We start from the raw sequence: 13,672 nt of genomic DNA, 5'->3' as shown, positions 1-13,672 counted from the left end.
AGCCGCCCCGAGGAGCCCCTGATGACCGCAGTCGAACCCGCCTGCACCGAGCAGCTGCCGTCCGCCGCGCGCGGCGGCCCGGTCGGCATGACCCTCGCCCGGGTCTCCCGGACCCACCGGATAGCCATGGGGCGCCGGCTGCGCGAGCTCGGTCTCTACCCGGGCCAGGAGCTGATGATGATGCGGCTGTGGGACCGCGGCGCGGCCCGCCAGTCGGAGCTGATCCAGTCGCTCGGCCTCGACCCGTCGACCGTGACGAAGATGCTCCAGCGCCTGGAGCAGTGCGGATACGTGCGCCGCTCCCCCGACCCCGCCGACCGGCGGGCGGTGCTCGTCGAGGCGACGGAGGAGGGGCAGGCGCTGAAGGCCGGCGTCGAGAACGCCTGGTCCGACCTGGAGGCCAGCTCGCTGGCCGGCCTCGACCCGGCCGAGCGGGCCGAGCTGGCCCGCCTCCTCGGGGTCCTCGCGGAGAACCTGCGCGCGGAGGCGGGCGACGCGGGCGACTGCCCGCCGATCGACTGCTGAGCTCCCGGCCCCCCGGGGGCTTTCAGCCCGCCAGGACGTCCAGGGCGCGGTCGACGTCCGCCGCGGTGTTGTACAGGTGGAACGAGGCCCGCAGATGGCCGGCGCGGTCCGAGAGCACGATGCCCGCCGCCTCCAGGGCGTCCGCGCGGTGGCCGAGACCCGGGACGGCGACGACCGTGGAGTCGTCCGCCACCGGCTCGTGCCCGAGCGAGACCAGCCCGGCGCGGAAGCGGGCGGCGAGCCCCTTGTCGTGGGCCTCGATCCGCTCGATGCCGACCTCCTCCAGGAGCGCGAGCGAGGCGGCCGCGCCGTGGTACGAGAGGAAGGCCGCGGGCTCGTCGAAGCGGCGCGCGGAGCGGGCGAGTTCCCGCACCGGGCCGTAGCTGTTGACCCACCGCTCCTCGCCGGTGACCCAGTTCGCGTGGATCGGCAGCAGGCTGCCCTGGGCCTCCTCCGTGACGGTGAGGAAGGAGGCGCCGCGCGGGCAGAGCAGGAACTTGTAGGCACCGGCGACCGTGTAGTCCCACTCCCCCGCCCGCAGCGGCAGCCAGCCCGCGGACTGCGTGGCGTCGAGCAGGGTGCGGGCCCCGTGGGCCGCGGCGGCGGCGCGGACGGCGGCGAAGTCGGCGGTCCGCCCGTCCGCCGACTGCACGGCGGAGAAGGCGACCAGGGCGGTCTCCGGGCGGACGGACTCGGCGAGCCGCTCCAGCGGCACGAAGCGGACCTTCAGGTCGCCGCGGACGGTGAAGGGCGTGATGAGGGAGGAGAAGTCGCCCTCGGGGAAGAGGATCTCAGCCCCGGCGGGCATCGACTGGGCGATCATCCCGGCGTGGACGGCGACCGAACTGCCGACCGCGACCCGCTCGGGGGCGACCGAGACGAGCCGGGCGAAGGAGGCCCGGGCCTCGTCGACGACGTCGAAGCTGCCGGCGCCGCCCGCCCGCCCGTCGGCGGTCTCCTCGGCGAGGGCGGTGATCGCCGCGACGGTGCGGCGCGGCAGCAACGCGCAGGCGGAGGTGTTCAGATAGGTCCGCGTGGGGGCGAACTCGGCGCCGCCGAGCGGCAGATCGAGGGAGTCATCGAGGGAATCCATGCCCCCACCCTGGGCTCCCCACGACCGCCCGTCAATGCCGTTCGATCATGGGGAACCCCCAAGCGCCGCTTATCTCCGCAGGTCAGGCCGGTGGGACCGGTCAGTCGCGCGGCGGGACCTCGCAGCCGTCCGGACCGCAGGCCTCCGCGTCGGCGGCGCCGACCGGCTGGAGGGCGCGGCCCTGCCAGGCCTGCTCCAGGGCCTGGGTGAAGACCTCGGCGGGCTGGCCGCCGGAGACGCCGTAGCGGCGGTCGAGGACGAAGAACGGGACGCTGTTGGCGCCGAGTTCGGCGGCCTCGCGCTCGTCGGCGCGCACGGCGTCGGCGTAGGCGGTCTCGTCGGCGAGGACGGCGCGCGCCTCGGCCTCGTCGAGCCCGGCCTCGACGGCGAGGGTCACCAGGGTCCCGGCGTCGAAGACGGACCGCTCCTCGGCGAAGTTGGCCCGGTAGGCGAGGTCGAGGAGCTCGTTCTGCCGGCCGCGCTCCTTGGCGAGGTGGAGCAGCCGGTGGATGTCGAAGGTGTTGCCGTGGTCGCGGCCGTCGGCGAGGTACTCCAGACCCTCGGAGTGGGCGTTGGAGGCGACGTGCGCCTCCATGGCGCGGGCCTCGTCGAGCGTCCGCCCGTACTTCTTCGCCAGCATCTCCAGGACGGGCCCGGTGTCGCCCTTGGCGCGGTGCGGATCGAGCTCGAAGGACCGGTGCACGACCTCGACGTCCTCGCGGTGGGCGAAGGCCGCGAGTCCCTTCTCGAAGCGGGCCTTGCCGATGTAGCACCAGGGGCAGGCGATGTCCGACCAGATCTCGACGCGCATGGGTTTCCTTCTCCGGGGGCGGGTGGGGTCTCTCCTGCGCGCAACGCCCGCCCCGGCGGATTTCATTCCGCTTTCGCCCCCGATGTGAGGCGGAGCACGGGCCGCGGCGCCGTGCTCCGGCCCGTGGGCCCGGTCGGGCGGGTCAGTGCCGGGGAACGCCCAGCGGGTTGTCGTCGCGCAGCTCCGGCGGGAGCAGGTGCTGCGGGGTGGACTGGTAGGCGATCGGGCGGAGCCAGCGTTCGATGGCGGTGGCGCCGACCGAGGTGGCGGTGGAGGTGGTCGCGGGGTAGGGGCCGCCGTGGTGCTGGGCGGCGGCGACGGCGACGCCGGTGGGCCAGCCGCCGACGAGGACGCGGCCGGCGAGCGGGGTGAGGGCGGCGAGCAGGCCGGGGGCGGCGGGGTCCTCGTCGGCGCAGTGCAGGGTCGCCGTGAGGTTGCCGGGCAGCCGGCCGAGGACGGCGGCGATCTCCGTCTCGTCGGTGTAGCGGGCGACGACGGTGACGGGGCCGAAGCACTCCTCCAGGAGGAGCGCGTGCTCGCCGGCGGCGAGCCGGGCCGCGTCGACGGCGAGGACGCCGGGGGTGACGGTGTGCTCGTCGGCGGCGCCGGGGACGACGGGGGCCTCGACGCCGTCGAGGGCGGCCCGCTCGGTGACGCCGTCGACGAAGGCGGCCCGCATCCGGTGGTCGAGCAGGACGGCGGCGCCGGCCCGGGCGACGCCCTCGGTGAGCGCGGCGAGGAAGCGGTCGCCGTCGGGTCCCGCCGGCGCCAGGACGAAGCCGGGCTTGGTGCAGAACTGGCCCGCGCCCAGGGTCATGGAGCCGGCCAGGCCCGCGCCGGTCTCCTCGGCCCGCTCGGCGACCGCGCCGGGGGTGACGACGACCGGGTTGAGGGAGCCGAGCTCGCCGTGGAAGGGGATCGGTACGGGGCGGGCGACGGCGGCGTCGAAGAGCGCCCGGCCGCCGCGTACGGAACCGGTGAAGCCGACGGCCGCGACCAGCGGGTGGCGGACCAGCCCGACGCCCGCGTCGAAGCCGTGCACGAGGACGACGACGTCCTCGGGCAGCCCGGCCTTGACGGCGGCGCGGCGCAGCAGGGCGGCGGCCAGCTCGGAGGTGGCCGGGTGGTCGGGGTGGGCCTTGACGACGACGGGGCAGCCCGCGGCGAGGGCGCTGGCGGTGTCGCCGCCGGGGACGGAGAAGGCGAGCGGGAAGTTGCTGGCCGCGTAGACGGCGACGACGCCGAGCGGGATCTTCCAGCGGCGCAGGTCGGGGCGGGGCGGCACGGCCGACGGGTCGGGCAGGTCGATGCGCACGTCGAGGTAGGCGCCGTCCTCGACGACCGCGGCGAAGGCCCGGAGCTGGCCGCTGGTGCGGGCGAGTTCGCCGGTGAGCCGGGGGGCGCCGAGGGCGGTCTCGGCGTCGGCGGTGGCGACGACCTCGTCGGCGGAGGCGTCGAGGAGGTCGGCGGCGGTCCTGAGGAAGGCGGCGCGGACCGCGCGGTCGGCGAGGGACTCCCGGGTGGCGTGCGCGGCGCGGACCGCGCGGTCGACGTCGGCGGCCGTGGCCTCCGTGCCGACCCGCTCGCGAGGCTTCCCCGTCCGGGGGTCCACACTCCACACTGCTGCTGCCGACACGACCACACCCCTGTTCACTATGATGAACGCCGTTCTTGTGCATGAACGCTTCAGGGTGGACTCTAGGGACGCCACGGGCGTTCCCACAAGGTCGCCCGGGAGACAGAGGGTCGTCCGGGAGTCCGGCGAGAAGGGCGGGGACATGGCGGGTGCCGACGCGAACGGTGCGCAGGTGAAGTCCGCGGTGCGGACGGTGGAGCTCCTGGAGTTCTTCGCCGGACGGCCGGGGATGCACACCCTGGCCGCCGTGCAGGAGACCATGGGCTACCCCAAGTCGAGCCTGTACATGCTGCTGCGCACCCTGGTCGACCTGGGCTGGGTGGAGACCGACGCCACCGGCACGCGGTACGGCATCGGCGTGCGGGCGCTGCTCGTGGGGACCTCGTACATCGACGGCGACGAGGTCGTGGCGGCCTCCCGCGTCACCCTCGACCGGCTCTCCGACGACACCACCGAGACCGTCCACCTCGCCCGGCTCGACGGCACCAGCGTGGTCTACCTGGCCACCCGCCAGTCCCAGCACCACCTGCGGCCCTTCACCCGGGTCGGCCGGCGGCTCCCCGCGCACTCGACGGCGCTCGGCAAGGCGCTGCTCGCCGGCCACGACGACGAGCAGGTGCGGGAGCTGCTCCCGAAGGAGCTGCCGTCGGTGACCGAGCACACGATCACCGACCGGGAGCGGCTGATCGAGGAGCTGGCGCGGGTGCGCGAGCTCGGCTACGCGGTGGACCGCGAGGAGAACACCCTGGGACTGCGCTGCTTCGCGGTGGCGATCCCCTACCGGTCCCCGGCCCGGGACGCGCTGAGCTGCTCGGTGCCGGCCGCCCGGCTGACCCCGGCGCACGAGCAGCTGATCAAGGACGCCCTCTTCGACGCGCGCGACCGGCTGACGCTGGCGACGCGGCGGCTGTGACGGGGACCGGGCGCCCCGGGCCCGGACCCGAGGCCCGGGTGACCGTTCGGCCCCTTCGATCCCGTCGGTCCCGGATGAACGTTTCCTGAGAATCGGACCACAACCGGAACGTCCGCCGCCGCCCCGTTCGTCCCTCCAGGTGCCATGAACAAGACGATCAGGCGCACCTCGGTCTTCGCGCTGCTCCTCGTGCTCGCCCTCCTCGGCCGGGCCACCTGGGTGCAGGCGTACGAGGGCAAGGCGCTCGCGAACGACAGCAAGAACCGGCGGAAGACCATCGCGCAGTACGCGCAGCCGCTCGGGAACATCGTGGTGGCCGGCTCGCCGGTCACCGGCTCCGAGCGCACCCGGAGCGGTGACCTCGCGTACGAGCGCAGCTACACCGACGGCGAGCTGTACGCGGCGGTCACCGGCTACAGCTCGCAGGCGTACGGCGCCACCCAGCTGGAGGGCATCTACTCCGGGATCCTGGACGGCACCGACGACCGGCTGAAGAACCCGGTGGACGCGGTCACCCGCAAGCAGCAGAAGCCGGGCACGGTCGTCACCACGATCGACCCGGCCGTGCAGAAGGCGGGCTACGAGGCGCTCGGGAAGAAGAAGGGCGCGGCCGTCGCGATCGACCCGGTGAGCGGCCGGATCCTCGGCATGGTCTCCACCCCCTCCTACGACCCGTCGGACATCGCGGGCACGCACGACGGCGACGCCTGGAAGGAGCTGACCGAGGACCCCGACAAGCCGCTGGTCAACCGGGCGCTGCGGCAGCCGCTGCCGCCCGGCTCCACCTTCAAGCTGGTCGTCGCGGCCGCCGCCCTGGAGAACGGCCTGTACTCCTCCGTCGACGTGCCGACCACGAGCCCGGACCCGTACACCCTGCCGAACACCCGGACCGTCCTGAAGAACGAGAACGCCTCCGCGCCCTGCGAGAACGCCACGATCCGCACCGCGCTGCGCTACTCCTGCAACAACGTCTTCGGCAAGATGGCCGCCGACCTGGGGCAGGACAAGGTGAAGGCGATGGCGGAGAAGTTCGGCTTCAACGACGACGAGCTGGACGTGCCGGTCCGGGCCTACGCGAGCGTCTACCCGTCCGGGATGGACCAGGCGCAGACGGCGCTCACCGGCATCGGGCAGTTCGACGTGACCGCCACCCCGCTCCAGATGGCGATGGTCTCGGCGGTGATCGCCAACGACGGGCAGCTCGCCGCCCCGCACATGGTCTCCGAGGTCGTCGACTCCGACGGCGACGCGCTGCGGTCCTTCGAGGACGGCGACGCCACCCGGATCGTCTCCTCCGCCACCGCCGAGCAGCTGCGCAGCGCGATGGTGACGGTGGTGGAGCAGGGCACCGGCACCAACGCGGCGATCGCCGGGGCGGAGGTCGGCGGCAAGACGGGCACGGCGCAGCACGGCGAGAACAACAGCAAGACGCCGTACGCCTGGTTCACCTCCTACGCCAAGGACCCGTCGACCGGGAAGCAGGTCGCGGTGGCCGTGCTGATCGAGGACTCGGGCGCGGCCCGCTCCGAGGTCAGCGGCAACGGTCTGGCGGCGCCGGTGGCGCAGAAGATGATGGCGGCGGCCCTGAAGTGACGTTCGCGGGGGCCGGATTGGCCCCCGCGGGCCCTCGTGCGATAGGCAAGGTCACGCTCGAAGAGAACAGGTGTTCTCGAACTGCCGATCTCGCTCGCCTCGCGGAGGACCTTCGTGCGTCGCCTGCACCGCCTGCCCCGTTCGCTCTCCGGCTGGACCATGGCGGTCTTCGGCGTCCTCGCCGCCGCCCTCGGGGTGGTGGGGCTGGTCGCCCCGGACGTCCTCCTCACGGTGATGGGCTTCGAGCCGGTGCCGGCCGGCGGGCGCGCCGAGGGCGACCACACGCTGGTCTTCCTCACCGCCTCCTCGATGGCCGCGCTCAACATGGGCGTCTACTACGTGCTCGCCGCGCTCGCCGACTGGCGGGCGTTCTTCCGCTGGACGGTCCCCTTCCGGCTGCTGACCTGCGCGGTCTTCACCGTGGCGGTGATCACGGAACGCGCCCCGTCCGGCTTCCTCGGGGTCGGCCTGTGGGAGGGGCTCGGGGCGGTGCTCACGGGCGCGGCGCTCTGGCGCGAGGACCGGGCCGCGGAGGCCGCGACCGCCCGGCCCTGGCCGGAGGACCGGGACGGGGAGGCCGCGACCTGGCCGGAGGACCGGGACGGGGACGTCGCGACCGCCGGGAAATAGGGGCCGGGAGCCCGCCGGAATAGGGCGGTTGCCCGATCCCGGCGGGGCGCCTCAGACGCGAGTCTCCGTCCATGCGCTGGTATCTGACGGGTGTGGTCGTGTCCGGGTTCGGGACGACGGCGATGTGGCTGGTCTCCGGGATCTGGGTCAAGTCGCTGACGGGTTCGGACGGGCTCGCGGCCCTCACCGCCTTCGCCCTCTGGGCCCCCGCCCTCCTCGGGCCGCTGCTCGGCACGCTCGCGGACCGGGTGCGCCGCCGTCCGCTGCTGATGGCCCTCGACCTCTCCATGGTGGCGGTGCTGCCGCTGCTCCTCTGGGTGACCTCCGCCGACCGGGTGTGGCTGCTCTTCGCCGTCCTGGTGCTGTACGGGGCGCAGGGCGCCGTCCATGACGCCGCCGAGCAGGCGCTGCTGTCGACCGGCTTCGACAAGAAGCGGCTCGGCTCGGTCAACGGCTGGCGGATGACGGCCAACGAGTCGATGAAGCTGATCGCCCCGCTGACCGCGGCGGGGCTCTTCGCCCGGTACGGGGGCGGGCCCGTGGCCCTCCTGGACGCGGCGAGCTTCGCCCTCGCGGCGGGCGCCTTCGCCGCGATGCGGGTGCGCGAGGAGCGGCCGGTCCCGGTCGCGCGCGAGCGGGGGACGTGGCGGCGGGAGACCGCGGAGGGCGTCCGCCTGCTGGCCGCCTCGCCGGTGCTGCGGCCGCTGGTGGCCACCGGGTCCTTCACCATGCTGCTCGCCGGGGTGAACGGGGCGGCGGTGTGGGCGGTGGTGGACGGGCTCGGGCGGCCGGCGGCGTACGCGGGCGTGCTGTACGCGGTGCAGGGCGCGGGCTCGGTCCTGGCGGGCCTGACCACCGGTCCGCTGCTGCGCCGGGTGCCGGAGCGGCTGCTCGCCGCGGCCGGGCTCGCGCTCTTCGCGGCGGCGGCCGGGGTACGGGCGCTGCCGTACGAGGCGACGGCCCTGGCGGCGAGCGCGGTGATCGGGCTCGGCCTGCCGTGGGTCCTGGTGGCGGCGATGACGGCGGTCCAGCGGGAGGCCCCGGCGGAGGCGGCCGGCCGCCTCGCGGCGACCGCGAACACCGCGCTCTTCGTCCCGAACGCGCTGGCCCTGGCCCTGGGCGCGGCCCTGGTCACCGCCGTGGACGTCCGCCTCCTGCTCCCGGCCCTGGCGGTGGCGGGCCTCGCCGGGGCGCTGCGCACGGCCAGGGCGGCGGTGCGGGGGGCCGTGACCTAGGTCGGACCGTCTCGTGGTGCGTCCCCGCGGGGGGCCGGGGAGCATGGAAGGGGACGTGGGCTCGGCGGGAGGAGGGCAGGGTGACGGCCGGTTCCTTCCCGGAGACGGGCACGGGGACGGAGGAGGCACGCGCCGCCGCGCCCGGAAGCACCCCGCCCGGCCCTGGTGCCTCTTCCGGGCCGAACGCCTCTTCCGGATCCGGCGCCTCTCCCGGGCCGAGCGTTTCACCCGGCCCTGGCGCCTCTCCCGGACCCGGTGACTCTCCCTGGCCGAGCGCTCCTCCCAGGCCCGGTGGCTCTCCCGAACCCGGCGCCCCTCCCGGATCCGGCGCCCCTCCCGGACCCGGTCCGGCGGCCGGGTCGGCGCCCGGGACCGTGTTCGGCGGGCGTGGGCTGCTCGACGTGCTCGGGGTGGCCGCCGTGGTGGTGGACGCGGCCGGGCGGATCGTGCTGTGGAGCCCGCAGGCGGAGACCCTGTTCGGGTACCGGGCCGACGAGGCCCTGGGGCAGTACGTGGCCCGACTGATCGTCGGCGAGGAGCTCCGGGCCGAGGCCAAGCGGCTCTTCGGCGAGGTCCTGGGGCGCGGCACCACCTGGGCGGGCACCTTCCCCGTACGGCACAAGGACGGGACGACCCGGCAGGTGGAGTTCCGCAACATGCGGCTCACCGACGACCTGGGCGACCTGTACGCGCTCGGCATCTGCGCCGACCGGACCGTCGTCGCCCGGATGGAGACGGAGCTGGCGCTCTCCGACCGGCTGGTCGACCAGTCCCCGCTGGGCCTCGCGGTCCTCGACACCGAGCTGCGGTACGTCCTGGTCAACCCGGCCCTCGAACGGTTCAACGGGCTGCCGGCCGCCCGGCACCTGGGCCGCAGGCCCGCCGAGGTGCTGCCGGGCGTGGACGCGGCACCGCTGGAGGCGGCGGCCCGGCAGGTCCTGGAGACGGGGACGCCGCTGCTCGACCTCCAGGCGATGGGCGCCACCCCGGCGGACCCGGGCGGCGGCCGGCACGCCTGGTCGGTGTCCTTCTACCGCCTGGAGGCGGCCGGCGGCCGGGTCCTCGGCGTGGCGGCCTGGGTGGTGGACGTCACCGAGCGGCACCGGGCGGACACGGAGGCCGGCCGGTCCCGGCGGCGGCTCGCCCTGATCGCGGACGCCTCGGCCCGGGTCGGCACCACCCTGGAGGTGGAGCGGACGGCGGACGAGCTGGCGTCGGTGGTGGTGCCGGCCCTCGCCGACGTGGCCGCGGTCGACGTCCTCGACTCGGTGCTCGCCCTGCGCCGGCCCGGCATCCCCGAGCGGGGCCCGGCGCTCTTCCGGGCGCTCGCGGTGAAGGCCGGGCACGAGACGGAGGCGCTGGCGGCCGCCGACCCGCCGGGCTCGGTCGCGCTGTACGGCGCCGACCGGCTGGTGACCCGCTGCGCGCACACCGGCCGGCCGGTCCTGGTGGCCCGGGTCGGCCCCGAGGACCTGTCGCGGATCGCGCGCGGCCCCGAGGCCGCCGAGCTCCTCGCGCGGGCCGGGGTGCACTCCTACCTGGCGGTGCCGCTGATCGCGCGCGGCGAGGTGCTCGGCGCGCTCGACCTGAAGCGGGACCGGAACAACCCGCTGCCCTTCGACGCGGACGACGTGCTGCTCGCCATGGAGCTGGCGGCCCGCGCGGCCGTCAGCATCGACAACGCCCGCTGGTACCAGAGCATGCGGAACGCCGCCGTCACCCTCCAGCGCAGTCTGCTGCCGGGCGATCCGCCCGCCCGCCCCTGCCTCGCGGCGGCGGCCCGCTACCAGCCGGCGCAGGCGTCGAGCGAGGTCGGCGGGGACTGGTACGACGTGATCGCGCTGCCCGACGACCGGACGGCCCTGGTGGTCGGGGACGTGATGGGCAGCGGCATCGACGCGGCGGCGACCATGGGCCGGCTGCGGACCGCCGTCCGCGCCTTCGCGGACCTCGGCCTCTCCCCCGGGCAGGTGCTGCGGCACCTGGACCGGATCGCGGTCGGACTGGAGCCGTCCATCGCCACCTGTCTCTTCGCCGTGCACGATCCGGCGCGACGGCGCTGCCGGATCTCCAACGCGGGCCATCTGCCGCCGGTGCGGCTCCCGGCCGACGGCCCGGCCGAACTGGTCGCCGTCTCCACGGGGGTGCCGCTGGGCGTCGGCGGGGGCACCTTCCGCACCGCGCGGGTGCCGTTCCGCCCCGGCGACCGGCTGGTGCTGTACACGGACGGGCTGATCGAGACCCGGGACGCCCCCATCGACGAACGGCTCGCGCTGCTCGTCCGGCTCGTCGAGGAGACGCGGGAGCTGTCCCTGGAGGAGAGCTGCGACCGGCTGCTGCGGGAGCTGCGCCGCCCCGGCGCCCAGGACGACGTGGCGCTGCTCATCGCCCGGAGCACCGGATGACGGCCCGCCGGGACGGTGCGCGCCCGCGGGACGGCTCCGGGCTGCGGAGCCTCGCCGGGCAGGTCCTCGCCCTGGAGGCGCTGATCGCGCTCCTGCTGATCGTGGCGGCGGTCGTCGTCACCTACCAGCAGGCCCGCGGGGACGTGCTGCGGGACGCCCGGACGCGGTCGCTCGCGGTGGCGGAGGCCTTCGCGAAGGCGCCCGGCGTGGACGCGGCGCTGACCTCGCCGGACCCGACGGCGGCGCTCCAGGAACGGGCGGAGCAGACCCGGGCGGCGACCGGGGTCGACTTCGTCGCGGTCCTCGGCCGGGACGGGGTGCGGTACACGGACGCCGAGCCCGGGCTGATCGGCGAGCGGGCGACCGGCGACCTCTCCCGGGCGGTGGAGGACGGCGAGTCGTTCACGGAGACCTTCCGCGGTTCGCCGACCGACGCCGTACGGGCCGTGGTGCCGGTGGTCGCCGACGACGGCCGGATCGTCGGCATGGTGACGAGCGGCATCGAGGTGCAGTCGATCAGCGAGGCGGTCCAGGGCCGTCTCGTGGTGCTCCTGGCGGCGGGCGGCGGCGCGCTGCTGCTCGCGGTGGGCGGCGCGGCGCTGGTCTCGCGGCGGCTGCGGCGCCAGACGCACGGCCTGGGCCCGGCCGAGATGACCCGGATGAAGGAACACCACGAGGCGGTGCTGCACGCGGTCCGCGAGGGGGTGCTGATCGTCGGCGAGGACCGGCGGCTGCTGCTCGCCAACGACGAGGCGCGGCGGCTGCTCGGCCTGCCGGCGGACGCCGAGCGGCGCCCGGTCGCGGAGCTCGGGCTCGATCCCCGTACGGTCGAGCTCCTGGAGTCGGGGCGGACCGCGACGGACGAGGTGCACCGGGCGGGCGACCGGCTCCTCGCGGTCAGCGTGCGGCCCACCGCCCCGGACGACTCCGGCGCGGGCAGCGTGATGACGATGCGGGACACCACCGAGCTGGCCGCGCTCTCCGGGCGGGCGGCGGTGGCCCGGGGCCGGCTCCAGCTGCTCTACGAGGCGGGGGTGCGGATCGGGACGACCCTGGAGGTGGTCCGGACGGCGGAGGAGCTGGCGGAGGTCGCGGTGCCGCGCTTCGCGGACTTCGCCACGGTGGAGCTGCTCGAACCGGTGCTGCGGGGCGAGGAGCCGCCGCAGGACGCGACGCTGGCGGAGATGCGCAGGACCGCGCTGAGCGGGGTGCGGGAGGAGCAGCCGCTCCAGCGGGTCGGCGAGGTGATCCGCTTCCATGTGCCGAGCACGCCGATGGCGACGGCGCTGGCCGAGGGGCACGCGGTGGTGCAGGCGGAGCTGGCGGCGGCGGAGGGCTGGCGGGCGCAGGACCCGGAGGGGGCGGCCGGGGCGCTGGCGTACGGGATGCACTCGCTGCTCACGGTGCCGCTCCTGGCCCGGGACGTGACCCTGGGAATGGCGAACTTCTGGCGGGCGGACACGGCGGAGCCGTTCGGGGAGGAGGACCTGGAGTTCGCGGAGGAGCTGGCGGCGCGGGCGGCGGTGGCGATCGACAACGCCCGGCGGTTCACCCGGGAGCACGCGATGGCGGTGACGCTCCAGCGGAGCCTGCTGCCGAGGGTGCTGCCCGACCAGAACGCGGTGGAGGTGGCGTACCGCTATCTGCCGGCGAAGGCGGGGGTGGGCGGCGACTGGTTCGACGTGATCCCGCTGCCGGGGGCGCGGGTGGCGCTCGTGGTGGGCGATGTGGTGGGGCACGGGCTGCACGCGGCGGCGACGATGGGCCGGCTGCGGACGGCGGTGCACAACTTCTCGACGCTCGACGTGCCGCCGGACGAGATCCTGGGCCATCTGGACGAGCTGACCGGGCGGATCGACGAGGAGGGCGAGCCGGCCCCGGGCGGCGACGGCGGCCGGGGGCGGGGGCAGGAGACCATCACCGGCGCGACCTGTCTGTACGCGATCTACGACTCGGCGTCCGGGGTGTGCACGGTGGCGAGCGCCGGGCATCCGGGTCCCGCGGTGGTGGACGCGGAGGGGCGGGTGGAGTTCCCGCCGCTGGCGCCGGGGCTGCCGCTGGGCCTCGGGCTCGGGGACGTGCCGTTCGAGTCGACGGAGCTGCGGCTCGCGGAGGGCAGCAAGCTGGTGCTGTTCACGGACGGGCTCCTGGAGGACCAGGGCCGGGACGTGGGGACGGGGCTGCGGCTGCTGAGCCGGACCCTGGAGCGGCCGGCCCGGAGCCCCGAGCAGATCTGCGCGGACGTGCTGGCGACCCTGCTGTCGCCGGCGCCCCGGGACGACATCGCGCTGCTCGTGGCCCGGACCCGGCGGCTGCCGGGGGACCGGATCGCGGAGTGGGAGGTCGCCCGGGACCCGGCGGCGGTGTCGCCGGTGCGGAACGCGGCGGCGGCCAAGCTGGCGGAGTGGGGCCTCGACGAGGCGGTCTTCGCGGTGGAGCTGATCCTGAGCGAGCTGGTCACCAACGCGGTGCGGTACGGGGTGGACCCGGTGCGGGTGCGCCTGCTGTACGACCGGACGCTGGTGTGCGAGGTGTCGGACGGCAGCAGCACCTCGCCGCATCTGCGGCACGCGGCGGAGACGGACGAGGGCGGCCGCGGGCTGTACCTGGTGGCGCGGTTCGCGGAGCGGTGGGGCACGCGGTACGGGCGGCGCGGCAAGACGATCTGGGCGGAGCTCCGGGTCGGCCCGAACGGCGGGGACGGCGGCCCGGAGGTCGCCGGTCCCGGACCCGCCCCGACGGCGCCCCTGGACCTGGACGCGCTGGAGAAGCTGGCCTGGTGAGGGGGTGGGGCACCCGGAGGCCCACATGGTATACCAAAAGGGTTGCGT

10 protein-coding genes are annotated in these 13,672 nt (G+C 75.5%); 7 read left to right on the top strand and 3 right to left on the bottom strand.

Annotation, left to right across the window (positions count from 1 at the left end; genetic code table 11):
- The first annotated feature begins 21 nt into the window (after positions 1 to 21).
- Positions 22 to 525: a MarR family transcriptional regulator gene (locus ABZ621_RS04955; RefSeq protein WP_360600743.1), complete on the top strand. Its 504-nt coding sequence runs from the start codon at positions 22 to 24 to the stop codon at positions 523 to 525.
- 22 nt (positions 526 to 547) lie between these two features.
- Here ABZ621_RS04955 and ABZ621_RS04950 read toward each other — a convergent pair whose 3' ends face one another.
- From ABZ621_RS04950 to ABZ621_RS04940, 3 genes are all read right to left on the bottom strand, one after another.
- On the bottom strand, positions 548 to 1,618 hold the full coding sequence (locus ABZ621_RS04950) for an aminotransferase class V-fold PLP-dependent enzyme (RefSeq protein ID WP_360600741.1): 1,071 nt from the start codon (positions 1,616 to 1,618) through the stop codon (positions 548 to 550).
- A 100-nt stretch (positions 1,619 to 1,718) separates the two neighbouring features.
- Positions 1,719 to 2,429 carry a DsbA family oxidoreductase gene (locus ABZ621_RS04945; protein WP_360600739.1) on the bottom strand — a complete coding sequence of 237 codons (711 nt, stop codon included), beginning with the start codon at positions 2,427 to 2,429 and terminating at the stop codon, positions 1,719 to 1,721.
- Between the two features lie 142 nt (positions 2,430 to 2,571).
- Positions 2,572 to 4,065, bottom strand: coding sequence for an aldehyde dehydrogenase (NADP(+)) (locus tag ABZ621_RS04940; RefSeq protein WP_360600737.1), 1,494 nt, complete (start codon positions 4,063 to 4,065; stop codon positions 2,572 to 2,574).
- Between the two features lie 142 nt (positions 4,066 to 4,207).
- Between ABZ621_RS04940 and ABZ621_RS04935 the strand changes: the two genes are divergently transcribed.
- The 6 genes from ABZ621_RS04935 (at position 4,208) to ABZ621_RS04910 (ending at position 13,624) form a co-directional block, all read left to right on the top strand.
- On the top strand, positions 4,208 to 4,978 hold the full coding sequence (locus ABZ621_RS04935; RefSeq protein WP_169085987.1) for an IclR family transcriptional regulator: 771 nt from the start codon (positions 4,208 to 4,210) through the stop codon (positions 4,976 to 4,978).
- 144 nt (positions 4,979 to 5,122) lie between these two features.
- Entirely contained in the window at positions 5,123 to 6,571 is a 1,449-nt protein-coding gene (locus tag ABZ621_RS04930; RefSeq protein ID WP_360600735.1) for a penicillin-binding transpeptidase domain-containing protein, read from the top strand.
- 159 nt (positions 6,572 to 6,730) lie between these two features.
- The gene (locus tag ABZ621_RS04925) at positions 6,731 to 7,201 is read left to right on the top strand and encodes a hypothetical protein (protein WP_360600827.1); all 471 of its coding nucleotides are present in this window, start codon (positions 6,731 to 6,733) and stop codon (positions 7,199 to 7,201) included.
- A gap of 71 nt (positions 7,202 to 7,272) precedes the next feature.
- The gene (locus ABZ621_RS04920; RefSeq protein WP_360600733.1) at positions 7,273 to 8,436 is read left to right on the top strand and encodes an MFS transporter; all 1,164 of its coding nucleotides are present in this window, start codon (positions 7,273 to 7,275) and stop codon (positions 8,434 to 8,436) included.
- A 374-nt stretch (positions 8,437 to 8,810) separates the two neighbouring features.
- Positions 8,811 to 10,841 carry a SpoIIE family protein phosphatase gene (locus ABZ621_RS04915; RefSeq protein ID WP_360600731.1) on the top strand — a complete coding sequence of 677 codons (2,031 nt, stop codon included), beginning with the start codon at positions 8,811 to 8,813 and terminating at the stop codon, positions 10,839 to 10,841.
- Positions 10,838 to 13,624, top strand: a complete 2,787-nt coding sequence (locus tag ABZ621_RS04910; RefSeq protein ID WP_360600729.1) for a SpoIIE family protein phosphatase — start codon at positions 10,838 to 10,840, stop codon at positions 13,622 to 13,624. Before ABZ621_RS04915 ends, ABZ621_RS04910 begins: the two co-directional genes overlap by 4 nt.
- The last annotated feature ends 48 nt before the right edge of the window (positions 13,625 to 13,672 follow it).

It is taken from the genome of Streptomyces sp. NPDC007863 (assembly GCF_040633895.1).
Taxonomy (GTDB): Bacteria; Actinomycetota; Actinomycetes; order Streptomycetales; family Streptomycetaceae; genus Streptomyces.
This window is presented reverse-complemented; position numbering and strand designations above follow the sequence as displayed.